Below are 15277 nucleotides of genomic sequence, written 5' to 3' on the forward strand. Positions count from 1 at the left end.
AATGACGCAAAAATGGTTAAACAACCGAGTTGTTCACGCAACCATCACGACGCTCGATGGACGATGGACGCCGTCGAGACCACCGTCGCCATGGTCGATCCGCCCTTTCCGGCGACGGGGTCGTTCGAATCATCAGGTCCTCCCGCGCGGGAGCGGGGGCGTCAGGTGGGTCGACAGGCCTACCGCCGCACCTACCAGTACCGCTGCCCGAGGAAGCGGGGATGTGGTGAGCTGTAGACATGAACCGCACCCTGCTCGGGCTGGTGCTGCACCCGACGCGGGACGTCACCGAGATCGTCGGGATCATCGCCGACTGGGCCGCCCGGCACCGCAAGGGCCTCGCCGTGCGCTCGGCGGACCGGCACCGGGTGCCGGCGAGTGTCGAGGCGCTACCCGAGGACGAGTTGCCTCGCCGGGTCAGCGCGCTGATCAGCATCGGCGGGGACGGCACCATGCTCGGCGCGCTCCGGCTGGTGGTCCGTGACCCCAAGCCGGTGCTCGGCGTACACCTGGGTCGGCTCGGCTTCCTGGTCGAGGTGGAGCCGCCGGAGCTGCCGGCGGCGCTGGACCGGCTGAGCAGCCACGACTTCACCGTGGAGGCGCACAGCTGCCTGGTCTGCGACGTCTGCGGCGACGACATCGTGGCCTTCAACGACGTCGCGCTGGTCCGCCATCCCGGTGCCGGCTTCGTCAACGCCACCCTGGCGGTGAACGGGCAACGCTACGGCTACTACCGCTGCGACGCGCTGGTGATCAGCACCCCGACCGGCTCGACCGCGTACAGCTATGCCGCCGGCGGCCCGTTGGTCTCGCCGGCGGCGCAGGCGGTGGTGGTCACCCCGTCCGCGCCGATGGCGGGCATCTCCCGCTCGGTGGTGCTCTCCCCCGACGAGAAGATCCGCCTGGAGCTGGAGCCGGACTCCGCGCCGGTCGCCGTGGAGATGGACGGCCTGGTGATCCGGGAGGCGGCGACCGAGGGGACCCTGGATGTCAGCTTCCGCCGCGAGGCCGGGCTGGTGGTCCGTCTCGACCCGCGCCGCTACCAGGAGCGCAACCAGCTCAAGCTCAGCCTGCTGGATCTGCCGCTGCTCCCGGAGCAGCTGCGCGAACTGCTGCCCGAGGGGCTGCGCGAGCAGCTCAACCGCCGCGAACTGCCGCCACCGCGCTGATCCGGGCCCGGACCCCGCTGGGCCGGCGCGAACCGCGGCGAGATGGCACGGCCGCCAGCACGACAGCGACGCGGCAGGGCGGTCGCCGCCGGCGCGGAGGCCGGCGGCGCCCCTCGCTCAGGCCTGCTTGAGCACCTCGGCGACGAGGTCCTTCGCCTCCTGCTGGATCTGGGTCAGGTGCTCCGGCCCCTGGAACGACTCGGCGTAGATCTTGTAGACGTCCTCGGTGCCGGACGGGCGCGCCGCGAACCAGCCGGACTCGGTGGTCACCTTGAGCCCGCCGATCGGCGCGCCGTTGCCGGGAGCGGTGGTGAGGGTGGCGGTGATCCGCTCGCCCGCCAGCTCGGTGGCGGTCACCTGCTCCGGGGAGAGCTTGCCGAGCACCGCCTTCTCCTCCCGGGTCGCCGGGGCGTCGATCCGGGCGTAGGCCGGGGCGCCGAAGCGCTCGGCCAGCTCGGTCCAGTGCTCGCTGGGCGTCCTGCCGGTGGTCGCGATGATCTCCGAGGCGAGCAGGCAGAGCAGGATGCCGTCCTTGTCGGTGGTCCAGGTGCCCCCGTCGCGGCGCAGGAACGAGGCGCCGGCGCTCTCCTCGCCACCGAAGCCGACCGCGCCGTCGAGCAGCCCGGGCACGAACCACTTGAAGCCGACCGGCACCTCCAGCAGCGGGCGGCCCAGGTCGGCGGCGACCCGGTCGATCATCGACGAGGAGACCAGGGTCTTGCCGACCGCCGCCGCCGGACCCCACTGCGACCTGGTCCGGAACAGGTGCCCGATCGCCACCGTCAGGTAGTGGTTCGGGTTCATCAGCCCGCCGTCGGGGGTGACGATGCCGTGCCGGTCGGCGTCCGCGTCGTTGCCGGTGGAGACCTGGTAGTCGGCGCGGGCGGCGATCAGCGAGGCCATCGCGTTCGGCGACGAGCAGTCCATCCTGATCTTGCCGTCGCCGTCGAGGGTCATGAACCGCCAGGTCGGGTCGACGGTCGGGTTGATCACGGTGAGGTCGAGGCGGTGCCGCTCGGCGATCTCGCCCCAGTAGGCCACGCTCGCTCCGCCGAGCGGGTCGGCGCCGATCCGGACCCCGGCGGCCCGCACCGCGTCGAGGTCGAGCACCGCCGGCAGGTCGTCGACGTAGCTGGCGAGGAAGTCGTACGTGCCGGTGGTCTCGGCGGCGCGGGCCCGGGCGTACGGGACGCGCCGGACCTCGGCGAGCCCGCCGACGAGGATGGCGTTGGCCCGGTCCTGGATCCACTTCGTCGCGTCGGTGTCGGCCGGCCCGCCATGGGTGGGGTTGTACTTGAACCCGCCGTCGTCCGGCGGGTTGTGCGACGGGGTGATCACGATGCCGTCGGCGAGCCCCCTGGTCCGACCGCGGTTGTGGGTGAGGATGGCGTGCGACAACGCCGGGGTGGGGGTGTAGCCGTCCCGGCTGTCCACCAGCACGGTCACCTCGTTGGCGGCGAGCACCTCCAGCGCGTCGACCGTGGCCGGCGTGGAGAGCGCGTGGGTGTCCCGGCCCAGGAAGAGCGGGCCGTCGACGCGGTGCTCCCGCCGGTAGTCGCAGAGCGCCTGGGTGACCGCGACGATGTGGTCGGAGTTGAACGCTCCGCGCAGGCTCGACCCCCGGTGGCCGGAGGTGCCGAAGGAGACCTGCTGCGCCGGGTCCTGCGGATCGGGGTGCTCGGCGTAGTAGGCGGTCACCAGCCGGGGCACGTCGACCAGGTCGGCGGGCTCGGCCGGCTGGCCGGCACGGGCGTGCGTCACTGCGGGGTCCTCCTCGGGAATTGCGAGACGGTCAGGGCTCGACGCGCTGACCCTTGCCGATCACCACGATGCCGTTGTCGGAGACGGTGTAGCGCTGCCGGTCCTTCTCCAGGTCGACGCCGATCTCGGCGCCCTCCGGGACGAAGACGTTCTTGTCCAGGATGGCCCGGCGGACCACCGCGTGCCGGCCGATCTCGACGCCCTCCATGAGCACCGCGCCGTCGACGTGCGACCAGGAGTGCACCTTGACCTTGGGCGAGACGACGGAGTTCTCCACCAGCGAGCCGGAGATCACCGCGCCGGGCGAGACCATCGAGCCGACCGCCCGGCCGACCCGCTCCCCCCACTGGTGCACGAACTTCGCCGGCGGCCAGGGCGGCTGCTCGGTGTAGATCGGCCAGTCGAAGTTGTAGAGGTTGAAGACCGGGTGCACGTTTATCAGATCCATGTGCGCGTCGTAGAACGAGTCGAGCGTCCCGACGTCGCGCCAGTAGCCGCGGTCGCGGTCGGTGCTGCCCGGCACCTCGTTGTCGCGGAAGTCGTAGACGTTCGCCTCGCCCCGCCCGACGAGCATCGGGATGATGCTGCCGCCCATGTCGTGCTTGCTGGTCTTGTCGGCCGCGTCGCGCTCCACCGCCTCGCAGAGCGCCTTGGTGGTGAAGACGTAGTTGCCCATCGAGGCGTAGATCTCGTCCGGCGCGTCGGGCAGGCCGACCGCGTCGGTGGGCTTCTCGCGGAACGCCCGGATCCGCCGGCCGTCCTCGCCCACCTCGATGACGCCGAACTGGTCGGCCGTCGACAGCGGCTGCCGGATGCCGGCGACCGTCACCGCCGCGCCGGAGGCGATGTGGTCCTCCACCATCTGCCGGGGGTCCATCCGGTAGATGTGGTCGGCGCCGAAGACGATCACGTAGTCGGGCTGCTCGTCGTTGATCAGGTTGAAGCTCTGGTAGATGGCGTCGGCCGAGCCGGCGAACCACCACGGCCCGCGGCGCTGCTGCGCCGGCACCGGGGTGACGTAGTTGCCCAGCAGGGTCGACATCCGCCACGTCTTGGTGATGTGCCGGTCCAGCGAATGCGACTTGTACTGGGTCAGCACGACGATCTTGAGGTAGCCGGCGTTGGCCAGGTTGGAGAGGACGAAATCGACCATGCGGTACATCCCGCCGAACGGGACGGCCGGCTTGGCCCGGTCCGTGGTCAGCGGCATCAGGCGCTTGCCCTCTCCGCCGGCCAGGACGATCGCGAGCACCTTGGCAGCCATGCTCAGACGCTATCCATAGCCGTCCGACTTCACCACTCGTACGGGCACACTTCTGCACTAGGGTGCGGGCATGACCGACTCCTCCCCGGCCACCGGACAGCTCCGCGTCGATCTGCTCACCCGTGAGTACCCGCCGGAGGTCTACGGCGGAGCTGGGGTGCACGTGGAGTACCTGGCCCGGGAGCTGCGTCGGCTCACCGACGTCCGGGTGCACTGCTTCGGCGCGCCCCGCACCGAGCCGGGGGTCACCGCGTACGCCGAACCGCCGGGGTTGAACGGCGCGAACGCCGCGCTGCGCACGATGGGTGTGGACCTGGAGATGGCGGCCGGCTGCGCCGGCACCGACGTGGTGCACAGCCACACCTGGTACGCCAACCTGGCCGGGCACACCGCGAAGCTGCTCTACGGGGTGCCGCACGTGGTCACCGCGCACAGCCTGGAGCCGCTGCGGCCGTGGAAGGCCGAGCAGCTCGGCGGTGGCTACGAGCTCTCCTCGTGGTGCGAGCGGACGGCGGTGGAGTCCGCCGACGCGGTCATCGCGGTCAGTGAGGGGATGCGGCGTGACGTGCTGACCGCGTACCCGGCGGTGAACCCGAACCGGGTCCGGGTGGTCTACAACGGCATCGACACCCGGCAGTACGCGCCGGATCCGGGCACCGACGTGCTGGACCGGCTGGGCATCGACCCGGCGCTGCCCAGCGTGGTCTACGTGGGCCGGATCACCCGGCAGAAGGGGCTGCCCTACCTGCTGCGCGCCGCGCGCGAGCTGCCGACGGACACCCAGCTGGTGCTGCTCGCCGGCGCGCCGGACACCGCGGAGATCGCCGCGGAGGTGGAGGGTCTGGTCGCCGAGCTGCGGGCGAACCGCTCCGGGGTCGTCTGGGTGGCCGAGATGCTGCCCAAGCACGAGGTGATCCAGGTGCTCACGCACGCCACGCTCTTCGCCTGCCCCTCGGTCTACGAGCCGATGGGCATCGTCAACCTGGAGGCGATGGCCTGCGAGACGGCGGTGGTGGCCACCGCCACCGGCGGCATCCCGGAGGTGGTCGCCGACGGCGAGACCGGTCTGCTGGTTCCGATCGAGCAGGCCGGCGACGGGTCCGGCCGGCCGCTGGACCCGCAGCGTTTCGTCGCCGACCTGGCCGCGCGGATGAACGAGCTGCTGGCCGACCCGAAACGGATCACCGAGTTCGGTCTGGCCGGCCGGCGCCGGGCGGTCGAGCACTTCTCCTGGGACGCGATCGCGGCGCGGACCCTGGAGGTCTACCGGTCGGTGGGAGCGGCCGGCTGAGCCGCGCGGAAGCGGATCACACGCAGTAGGTTGGCGGGGTGACTGGACGGTTCCCGATCGAAGACGTCTCCCCCGTCGTCTCGTGCGGCCGCTACCCCGCCAAGGCGGTGGTCGGTGAGTGGGTGCCGGTCGCGGCCCGGGCCTATCGCGAGGGCCACGACGCGCTGGGCTGCAACGTGGTCTGGCACGGCCCGGACGGCGCCGCCCGCCCCTTCACCCGGATGCGCCCCGGCGAGCCCGGGCAGGACCGCTGGCACGCCGGCATCCGGCCGGACGCGGTGGGCGCCTGGACGTTCCACGTCGAGGCGTTCGCCGACCCGTACCTCACCTGGCAGAACGCGGTGACCAAGAAGGTCGCGGCCGGTCAGGGCCCGGCGGAGCTGGCCAACGACCTGGCCGAGGGCGCCCGGGTGCTCGACGTCGCCGCCGCGCTGGTGCCGCCCGCCGAACGGGATCGGGTGGCCGCGGCCGCCGCCGCGCTGCGCGACACCGCCCGCCCGCTGCCACGTCGGGTCACGCCGGCGTTGGAGCTGGCCGAGCTGCTCTGGGCGTACCCGGTGCGGGAGCTGGTCACCACCGGCGACGAGCACCGGCTCTGGGTGGACCGGGAGCGGGCCCTCTTCTCCGCCTGGTACGAGTTCTTCCCCCGCTCCGAGGGCGCCGTGCCGGCCACGGTCGACGCGCCGGCGCGCTCCGGCACCTTCGCCACCGCCACGGACCGGCTCCCGGGTGTCGCCGCGATGGGCTTCGACGTGCTCTACCTGCCGCCGATCCACCCGATCGGCCGGGCCAACCGCAAGGGCCGCAACAACTCGCTCACCGCCGGGCCGGACGACGTCGGCTCGCCGTGGGCGATCGGCGCCGCCGAGGGCGGGCACGACGCCATCCACCCCGACCTGGGTACGGCGCGGGACTTCCGCAACTTCATCGCCGCCGCCGCCGAGCAGGGCCTGGAGGTGGCGATGGACCTGGCGTTGCAGTGCGCGCCCGACCACCCCTGGGTGAGCGAGCATCCCCAGTGGTTCACCACCCGGGCCGACGGCACCATCGCGTACGCGGAGAACCCGCCGAAGAAGTACCAGGACATCTACCCGCTGAACTTCGACAACGACCCGGAGGGCATCCGGGCCGAGATCCTCCGGGTCGTGCTGCACTGGGTCGGCGAGGGCATCCGCATCTTCCGGGTGGACAACCCGCACACCAAGCCGTTCGACTTCTGGCACTGGCTGATCGGGGAGGTCAAGCAGGTCGACCCGGACGTGCTCTTCCTGGCCGAGGCGTTCACCCGGCCGGCCATCATGCACGGCCTCGGCAAGATCGGCTTCAGTCAGTCGTACACCTACTTCACCTGGCGTACGTCGGCCGCCGAGATGCGCGAGTACTGCGAGGAACTGGTCGCGGCGGCCGACTACATGCGACCCAACTTCTGGCCGAACACCCCGGACATCCTGCACGAGTCGTTGCAGCACGGCGGCCCGCCGATGTTCAAGATCCGGGCGGTGCTGGCCGCGCTGCTCTCCCCCTCCTGGGGCATGTACGCCGGCTACGAACTCTTCGAGCACGTGGCCCGCCCCGGCGCCGAGGAGTACCTGGACAACGAGAAGTTCGAGCTGCGTCCCCGGGACTGGGCCGACGCCGAGGCGCGGGGGCGCTCGCTGGCCCCGTTCATCGCCGACCTCAACCGGGTCCGGCGGGAGAACCCGGCCCTGCACCGGTTGCGCAACCTGCGCTTCCACGACATCGACAACCCGGCGCTGCTCTGCTGGTCCAAACGCGACCCGGAGACCGGCAACACGGTCATCGTGGTCTGCTCGTTCGACTCGCGGACCGTGCAGTGGGGCAACACGACGCTGGACATGCCGGCGCTCGGCTTCGACTGGCACGAGCGGTTCACCGTGCACGACGAGCTGACCGGGACCAGCTACGACTGGGGGCAGCGCAACGCGGTGCGGCTCGACCCGTACCTGCAGCCCGCGCACGTGCTCACCGTGCGCCGCCCGGTCCCGCCCGAGGTGCCGGCGCCCGCCCCGACCGGCCCGGCGGAGCTCACCGTCGAAGCCGTCCCCGATGACCTCTCCGGCGGCACCGCCCCGACCGTTCCCGCCCAGAAGGACGACGCCCGATGGACCAGCTGATCGCCGGTGAGATCCACGACCCGCACGCGGTGCTCGGCGCGCACCCCGCCGACGGCCGGACCACCATCCGCACCCTGCGCCGGGGCGCCGGCGACGTCGCCGCACTGGTCGACGGGGAGCGCCACCCGATGAAGCGGGTGCACGACGTCGGGATCTTCGAGACCGTCGTGCCGGGCACCGCGCTCGACTACCGGGTCGAGGCGGACGGTGTCGTGCACGACGACCCGTACCGCTACCCGCCCACCCTCGGCGAGCTGGACCTGCACCTGATCGGGGAGGGCCGGCACGAGCGGCTCTGGGAGGCGCTCGGCGCCCGGGTCTTCGACGAGGGGGTGGCGTTCGCCGTCTGGGCGCCGAACGCGCGCGGTGTGCGGGTGGTCGGCGACTTCACCGGCTGGGCGCCGGACGACGGCTGGCCGATGCGCTCGCTCGGCTCCACCGGGGTGTGGGAGATCTTCGTACCGAACGCCCGGGTCGGCGCCCGGTACAAGTACCGGGTGCTCGGCGCGGACGGCCGCTGGCGGGACAAGGCCGACCCGCTTGCCGCGTACGCCGAGGTGCCGCCGGCCACCGCCTCGGTGGTGCACCACTCCCGCTACGAGTGGTCCGACGCGGACTGGCTGGAGCGGCGGGCCCGGCGCCAGCCGCACCAGGAGCCGATGAGCGTCTACGAGGTGCACCTCGGCTCGTGGCGGCCCGGGCTCGGCTACCGGGAGCTGGCCGAGCAGCTCACCGAGTACGTGACCGAGCTGGGCTTCACCCACGTGGAGTTCCTGCCGGTGATGGAGCACCCCTTCGGCGGGTCCTGGGGCTACCAGGTCACCGGCTACTTCGCCCCTACCTCCCGCTTCGGCGACCCGGACGACTTCCGTCACCTCGTCGACCGGCTGCACGGCGCCGGCATCGGGGTGATCCTGGACTGGGTGCCGGCGCATTTCCCGAAGGACGAGTGGGCGCTGGCCCGCTTCGACGGCACCCCGCTCTACGAGCATCCCGACCCGCGCCGCGGCGAACACCCCGACTGGGGTACGTACGTCTTCGACTTCGGCCGCCTCGAGGTGCGCAACTTCCTGGTGGCGAACGCGCTCTACTGGTGCGAGCAGTTCCACGTCGACGGGCTGCGGGTGGACGCGGTCGCCTCGATGCTCTACCTGGACTACTCGCGGCAGGACGGCCAGTGGGCCCCCAACCGGTACGGCGGTCGGGAGAACCTGGAGGCGATCGCCTTCATGCAGGAGGCGAACGCGACCGTCTACAAGCACCACCCCGGGGTGGTGATGGTGGCCGAGGAGTCCACCGCCTGGCCGGGGGTCACCCGCCCCACCTCCGCCGGCGGGCTGGGTTTCGGCTTCAAGTGGAACATGGGCTGGATGCACGACACCCTGCTCTACACCTCGAAGGACCCGGTCTACCGCCAGCACCACCACCACCAGCTCACCTTCTCCCTGGCGTACGCGTGGAGCGAGAACTACGTGCTGCCGATCAGCCATGACGAGGTGGTGCACGGCAAGGGCTCGCTGGCCGCGAAGATGCCCGGCGACACCTGGCAGCGGCTGGCGAACGTGCGGGCGCTGCTGGCGTACATGTGGGCGCACCCGGGCAAGCAGCTGCTGTTCATGGGCTGCGAGCTGGCCGACGACCGGGAGTGGAGCGAGGAGCGCGGGCTCGACTGGTACCTGCTGCACGACCCGGCGCGGGCCGGCGTGCAGCGCCTCGTCGCCGACCTGAACCGGACCTACCGGGCCACCCCGGCGCTCTGGGCGCAGGACACCGAGCCGGCCGGGTTCCGCTGGATCGCCGGCGACGACGTCGCCAACAACACGGTGTCGTTCGTCCGGATCGCCCCGGACGGCTCGACGCTGGTCTGCGTGGCGAACTTCTCCGCCCTGCCGCTGCACGACTACCGGATCGGCCTGCCCGCCGGTGGCGCCTGGCAGGAGGTGCTCAACACCGACGCGCACCACTACGGCGGGTCGGGGGTGGGCAACCTGGGTGAGGTGCACGCCGAGGACGTGCCGTGGCACGGCATGGTGGCCTCAGCCGCGCTGCAGGTGCCGCCGCTCGGCGTCGTCTGGCTCCGTCAGGGCTGACCCGCGCAGGCGGCGTGGCCCGAGCCGCCGCCCGCGTGCCCTCGGCGTGGGTCAGACCAGGCCGGCGTCGCGGAGCAGCTGCCACAGGCCCGCCCCGTCCGGCGCGGAGAGCCACTTCTGCCCCACCGCCGACGGCAGGTCGTGCGGGCCGGGCAGGCTACCGGCCAGCACCGACTGGGTCGGCGAGAGGCGGCGGATCGCCACCCCGGCGACGTTGTCCGGGTTCGCGGCGGCGAACTCGCGGTAGATCTCCTGGTCGTGCTGGCCGTCGTCGCCGACCAGCAGCCAGCGCACGTCGGGGAACTCCCGGGCCAGCCGGGCCAGCGTGGCCCGCTTGTGTTCCCGGCCGCTGCGGAACCACCGGTCGGCGGTCGGGCCCCAGTCGGTCAACAGCAGCGGCCCGGCCGGGTAGAGGTGCCGGGACAGGAACCGGGTCAGCGTCGGCGCCACGTTCCAGGCGCCGGTGGAGAGGTAGAAGACCGGGGCGCCCGGGTGGGCGGTGACCAGCCGCTCGTAGAGCACCGCCATGCCGGGCACCGCCGCGCGGGCGTGCTCGTCGAGGACGAAGGTGTTCCACGCGGCGAGCAGCGGCCGGGGCAGCGCCGTCACCATCACCGTGTCGTCGATGTCGGAGAGGATGCCGAAGCGGACGTCCGGGTCGAGGATGCGCACCGGCGCGTCGACCGGTTCGGCGTCCGACACGGTCAGCCGGACGGTGCCCCAGCCGGGCGGCAGGTCGGCCTTGACCATGATGTCGACGAAGCCGCTGCGGTCCGCCTGCGCCTCGTGCCGCACCCCGCCGGCCTCGATGAACACCGTGACGTACTTGGCGGGCAGGGTGGTGAAGCTGCGCCAGCCGCGGACCTTCTCCAGCCGGCCCCGCTGCCGGGTGTCGGGGCGGCCCAGCAACACCCGGCACATCACCCGTACCCAGCCGGGCGAGCCGTAGCCGGTGTAGGCGACGATGTTGATCCGCCAGCCGGTGCGCCGCAGCCGGCGCTCGACGAGCTGGTGCACGGCGTCCTCGATCCGCGCCGCACGGTGCAGGCGCGGGACGGCCAGCTGGCCGGCGGGAGTGGGTGACACGCTGCCACCCTGCCACACCAACGCGGCCACGGCCATGCGAGGCGATCTTCGCCGAGCGGTCTGCCCCGATCCACCCCGGCCGCCCCCGAGGCCGTGAAACACTCCGGTCGGGACGACGACGGGGGCGTGGTCGTGTCGCAACCAGTGCAGCACCGTGGGCGGTGGCGTCCGCGGCTCGACCGGCCAGCGCTGGTCGCACTCCTGCTCGGGCTGGCCGGGGTCGGTTACCGGCTGGTCCTGACCCTGTTGACGGTGCCCGCCTCGAACAGCGACGAGGCCACCTTCGGGCTGGCCGCGCTGCACATCGCGCAGGGCCGGTCACACCCGGTCTTCCTCTACGGCCAGCGCTACATGGGGATGCTCGAGTCGTACCTGGCCGCGCCGCTGATCGCGGTGGCCGGGCCGAGCTGGCCGGTACTGCGGCTACCGATGCTCGTCCTCTACGCGCTCTTCCTCTACCTGATCTACCGGCTCACCCGGCGGATCTGCTCACCGTGGTTCGCCACGCTCGTGGTCGGCCTGCTCGCGGTCGGCCCCGAGCGGGTGGTCCGGGACCAGCTGACCGTGGTCGGCGGCCGGCCCGAGGTGAAGGCGGCGGTGCTGCTGATGCTGCTGATCGCGGTGGGGTTGGCGGCCGGCACGATCCGCCGCCGCCGGCTGGCCGTCGGGCTCTTCGGCCTGCTGGCCGGGGTGTCCGTCTGGTCCGACTGGCTGATCGTGCCGTACCTCGCGGTGGCCGGGCTGCTGCTGGTCTACGCGGCCCGCCGGGAGCTGCTCGGCTGGGCCGGGGCGCTGTTGCTGGCCGGCTTCGCCGTCGGGGTCGCCCCGATGATCCGGGACAACCTCTACGCCCCGCCCGGGGAGGACTCGCTGTCGGTGCTGCGACGGATCAGCAGTGGTGAGGGCCCGGTGCCGGGGTGGCCGCCGCGGGTGCGGGGCGGGCTGCTGGAGGGGGTGCCGCTGGCCACCGGGCTCTGCCCCGTCGACGGCTGCGCGAGGTGGCAGGAGTGGTTCGGGGTGCTCTACCCGCTGCTGCTGGTGGTCGCGGCGGCGCTCGCGCTGGTCGCGTACCGACGCGCCGCGGGCGGGCCGCCCGATCGGCGGATCGGCCCGGTGACCCACCTCGCGCTGGTCGCCGGCGCGGCGCTGACCCTGCTGTCGTACGTGCGCAGTCCGCTGGCCGCCACCGACCCGCTGAGCAACGCGCGCTACCTGTCGGTGCTCCAGATCTCGCTACCGGCGGTGCTCTGGCCGCTCTGGGTGGCTGCGGTCGCCTGCTGGCGGGGGACGGTGGGCGCGCTCGGCCGGCTGGCCGGCGCGGTGGCGACCGCGCTGCTGGCGGGACTGGCCGCGACCGCCGTGGCGGCCACCGTGCTCTTCGCGGGCACCGGCGTCGCGGCGGCCCGCCAGGAGGAGCGGGGGGCCCGGGAGCTGGCCGCCGCGCTGCGCGCCGACGGGCCACACGAGGTGTACGGGGACTACTGGACCTGCAACCGGCTGGTCTTCAACACCGCCGAGGAGGTGGTCTGCGGCGTGCTCGCCGACAACCTCAGCCCGGGGCAGAACCGGTACCCGCCGTACTGGCGGCAGGTGGGGCGGGCCGACCGGCCCGGCTACGTGGTGGAGATCGATTCGGTGGCGGAGTTCCGGCTGCGCCGGCTGCTCGGCGACCGCCTCGACGCCACCCCGGTACGCGAGATCGGCGGTTACCGCGTGTACCACCCGGAGATCCCCGTGCGGCCGTGGCGGTAGATTTCACCGGTGCTCATCCTGCTGCCGCCGTCGGAGGGGAAGGCCGACGCCGGCACCGGCCGGCGGCTGGACCTGTCCCGGCTCGCCCTGCCGGAGCTGAACCCGGCCCGCGAGGAGGTGCTGGCCGCGCTGGTCACGCTCTGCGGCGGGCCGGACGAGGCGGCGGCCCGGGCGGCGCTCGGGCTCAGCGAGGGCCAGCGGGACGAGCTGCGACGCAACGCACGGCTGGCCGTGGCGGCCACCGCGCCGGCCGCACGGATCTACACCGGTGTGCTCTACGAGGCGCTCGACCTCGGCTCGCTGCCACCGGCCGCGGAGCGGGCGGCCCGCCGGTCGATCCTGATCAGCTCCGGGCTCTGGGGCGCGGTCCGGCTCACCGACCGGATCCCGCCCTACCGCTGCCCGATCGGCGCGAAGCTGCCCGGCCCGGGCGCGCTGTCGGCGTACTGGCGGCGAGCGCTGGCCCCGGCGATGACCGCGGCGGCGGGCGACCGGCCGGTGCTGGATCTGCGCTCCGGCGCGTACGCCGCCACCTGGGCCCCGCGCGGCGAGCTGGCGGCCCGGACGGTGACCGTCCGGGTGCTGCACGAGCGGGAGGTTGACGGGGTCCCCGTCCGCTCGGTGGTGAGCCACTTCAACAAGGCGACCAAGGGGCGACTGGTCCGCGACCTGCTGCTCGCCGGGGTCCGACCGCGCACCGCCGAGCAGCTGCTCGACGCGCTGCGGGAGCTGAAGTACACCGTCGTGGAGCAGCCGGCTCCGGCCGGGCGGCCACGCCAGGTCGACGTGGTGGTCACCGAGCTCTGAGGCAGCCGCAAGATTTCCTCAAGGCTGGGCCGGATCGGTTTCGCCCGACGGGCTTACCCGTCACGGTAGGGGCACCCCGACTCCGACAAGGGAGCGACCGTTGGCCCGTGAACCCGCCCTGCTCGACCGGCCCGACCGCCCGTCGATGCCGCCCCCGCTGGACTGGTTGACCCTGGCCGACGCCTTCGAGGCCGCCTGCCTGCTGCGCTGCATGCCCCGCCCGGCCGAGCTGCGACCGCAGCGCGGGGCGGCGCACTACCCGGCCCCCGTGGTGGAGTTCAACCGGGAGGACGCCGCGCAGCGGATGCGGCAACTGCTGGAGCGGCTGGAGGTCCCGGTCGAACACGAGGTGTCGGTCGGCGGGCTGCGCCGCCGCTACGAGGTGCACCGGCTCCGGGTTCGGCGGGAACACCGGGTGGGCTACGCGCGGCTGCTGGAGGTCGGCTGGCGGCAGGGGCGCCGGGAGCTGCTCGCCGCGCCGGTGCCCGGTGCCTCCACCGCCCGCCGGGTCTGGGTGCCCCGGCTCGCCGAGGCGGCCTGGCGGTCGGCGCTGCTGGCCGGTGGGCGACACGTCCGCCGGCACATCCTGGGCGTCCGGCTCACCGACCGGGAACTCGCCGCCGTACTGATCCGCAGCGCCACCCTGCTCGGTGTCTCGGCCACGCTGCGGCCGGGCACCGGCTGCTTCCTGGTCAGCGTGGCCGACGGCCCGGATCGGGCCGTGATCCTGCACCGCAGCGCGCTGGCCCCCGCCCGGGCCGGCGATCCGGCCTGATCGACCGACGCCGGGGTTGCGGCCGGGCACCTGTCCGGCGCAGAGTGCTCCGCGTGAGTCCTACCCGGCCCGGCCCCGTCCGGTGGCGCGCCGCCCCGCCCGCGGCGCTGCTGGCCGTGCTGCTGACGGCGGGCCTTGGCCTGACCGGCTGCCGGGAGGCTCCCCGCGATCCGGTGCAGATCCGCATCGCCACGGGCAGCCCGACCGCGGTCTACCACGCCTTCGGCGAGTCGCTGGCCGCCATCCTCAACCGGGAGCTGCCCGGGGTCCGGGCCAGCGTGGTGGTCACCCCCGCCTCGGCGGAGAACGTCCGGCTGGTTGCCACCGGCGAGGCGGAGCTGGGCTTCACCCAGGCCGACGTGCTCCCGGCCCGCCTGGACGCGGACCCGCGGGTCGCCGCGATCGCCCGGGTCTACGACGACCAACTGCACCTGGTCACCTCCGGCGCCGGGCCGGTGCACACGGTCGACGACCTGCGCGGTCGGCGGGTGTCCCTGGGCGCACCCGGCTCCGGCACCGAGATCACCGCGACCCGCCTGCTGGACGTTGTCGGCCTGGGCGACGGCGGGATCCGTCGGGCCCGGCTCAACCTGGACGACTCGGTGGCCGCGCTGCGCGCCGGCCGGATCGACGCGTTCTTCTTCTCCGGTGGGCTGCCGGTGCGGGGCATCGCGGACCTGGCCGGCGGCAGCCCGACCCGGATCATCGACCTCGGCGCGTGGACCGAGCCGCTGCGGGCCCGCTACGGCGAGGTCTACGTCTCCCGGGACATCCCCCGCTCGGTGTACGGGGTCGCGCCGGTCACCACCGTCGCCGACCCGAACTTCCTGATCGTCCGTGCCGGCCTGCCGGAGCCACTGGTCCGCAACGTGACCCGGCTGCTGATGGAGCGCCGGTCGGAGCTGGCCGAGGCGCACCCGGCGGCCGGACGGATGAGCCCGCGATCGGCGATCGCCACCTCGCCGTTGCCGCTGCACCCCGGCGCCGCCGCCTGGTACCGGGCGGCGAAGCCCTAACCGGCGGCGGCCGGCAGCCGGTCCGGCGCGGGCGGGTCCGCCTCGTCGGCCCCCGAGCCCGGTCCACCGACTCCAGCCCCCGGCGCACCGGACCCGCCCCTCGACTCGTCGTCCCCGGTCACCGGCTCGTC

11 protein-coding genes are annotated in these 15277 nt (G+C 73.3%); 8 read left to right on the top strand and 3 right to left on the bottom strand.

Annotation, left to right across the window (positions count from 1 at the left end; translation table 11 throughout):
- The first annotated feature begins 239 nt into the window (after positions 1 to 239).
- Positions 240 to 1169, top strand: coding sequence for an NAD(+)/NADH kinase (locus tag AB0C04_RS23600; RefSeq protein WP_357058085.1), 930 nt, complete (start codon positions 240 to 242; stop codon positions 1167 to 1169).
- Between the two features lie 117 nt (positions 1170 to 1286).
- Here the strand turns inward: AB0C04_RS23600 and pgm are convergent, their stop codons facing one another.
- Positions 1287 to 2930: a phosphoglucomutase (alpha-D-glucose-1,6-bisphosphate-dependent) gene (gene pgm, locus AB0C04_RS23605; RefSeq protein WP_357058087.1), complete on the bottom strand. Its 1644-nt coding sequence runs from the start codon at positions 2928 to 2930 to the stop codon at positions 1287 to 1289.
- Positions 2931 to 2961: 31 nt separating this feature from the next.
- Positions 2962 to 4194, bottom strand: a complete 1233-nt coding sequence (gene glgC / locus AB0C04_RS23610; RefSeq protein ID WP_357058089.1) for a glucose-1-phosphate adenylyltransferase — start codon at positions 4192 to 4194, stop codon at positions 2962 to 2964.
- A gap of 70 nt (positions 4195 to 4264) precedes the next feature.
- Between glgC and glgA the strand changes: the two genes are divergently transcribed.
- From glgA to glgB, 3 genes are read left to right on the top strand one after another with little or no spacing between them, the layout of a single operon-like run.
- Entirely contained in the window at positions 4265 to 5485 is a 1221-nt protein-coding gene (gene glgA, locus AB0C04_RS23615; RefSeq protein WP_357058091.1) for a glycogen synthase, read from the top strand.
- 38 nt (positions 5486 to 5523) lie between these two features.
- The gene (locus tag AB0C04_RS23620) at positions 5524 to 7620 is read left to right on the top strand and encodes a maltotransferase domain-containing protein (protein ID WP_357058093.1); all 2097 of its coding nucleotides are present in this window, start codon (positions 5524 to 5526) and stop codon (positions 7618 to 7620) included.
- Positions 7608 to 9710, top strand: coding sequence for a 1,4-alpha-glucan branching protein GlgB (gene glgB / locus AB0C04_RS23625; RefSeq protein ID WP_357058095.1), 2103 nt, complete (start codon positions 7608 to 7610; stop codon positions 9708 to 9710). The genes AB0C04_RS23620 and glgB overlap by 13 nt, the downstream gene beginning before the upstream one ends.
- Before the next feature lie 51 nt (positions 9711 to 9761).
- Here the strand turns inward: glgB and AB0C04_RS23630 are convergent, their stop codons facing one another.
- Positions 9762 to 10832 (bottom strand): phosphatase domain-containing protein, encoded by a 1071-nt coding sequence (locus tag AB0C04_RS23630; RefSeq protein ID WP_357058097.1) that lies wholly within the window; start codon positions 10830 to 10832, stop codon positions 9762 to 9764.
- A 96-nt stretch (positions 10833 to 10928) separates the two neighbouring features.
- On the opposite strand from AB0C04_RS23630, the gene AB0C04_RS23635 reads away from it, so the two are divergent.
- The 4 genes from AB0C04_RS23635 to AB0C04_RS23650 all read left to right on the top strand — a co-directional run bounded on the left by AB0C04_RS23635 (position 10929) and on the right by AB0C04_RS23650 (position 15146).
- Positions 10929 to 12548, top strand: a complete 1620-nt coding sequence (locus tag AB0C04_RS23635) for a hypothetical protein (protein WP_357058099.1) — start codon at positions 10929 to 10931, stop codon at positions 12546 to 12548.
- 9 nt (positions 12549 to 12557) lie between these two features.
- A complete protein-coding gene (gene yaaA, locus AB0C04_RS23640; protein ID WP_357058101.1) occupies positions 12558 to 13355 on the top strand; it encodes a peroxide stress protein YaaA in 798 nt (265 codons plus the stop codon).
- Between the two features lie 145 nt (positions 13356 to 13500).
- A complete protein-coding gene (locus AB0C04_RS23645; RefSeq protein WP_357058268.1) occupies positions 13501 to 14130 on the top strand; it encodes a hypothetical protein in 630 nt (209 codons plus the stop codon).
- Positions 14131 to 14183: 53 nt separating this feature from the next.
- Positions 14184 to 15146 (top strand): TAXI family TRAP transporter solute-binding subunit, encoded by a 963-nt coding sequence (locus AB0C04_RS23650; protein WP_357058103.1) that lies wholly within the window; start codon positions 14184 to 14186, stop codon positions 15144 to 15146.
- Positions 15147 to 15277 lie beyond the last annotated feature (131 nt).

The organism is Micromonospora sp. NPDC048909 (assembly GCF_040649635.1).
GTDB lineage: Bacteria > Actinomycetota > Actinomycetes > Mycobacteriales > Micromonosporaceae > Micromonospora.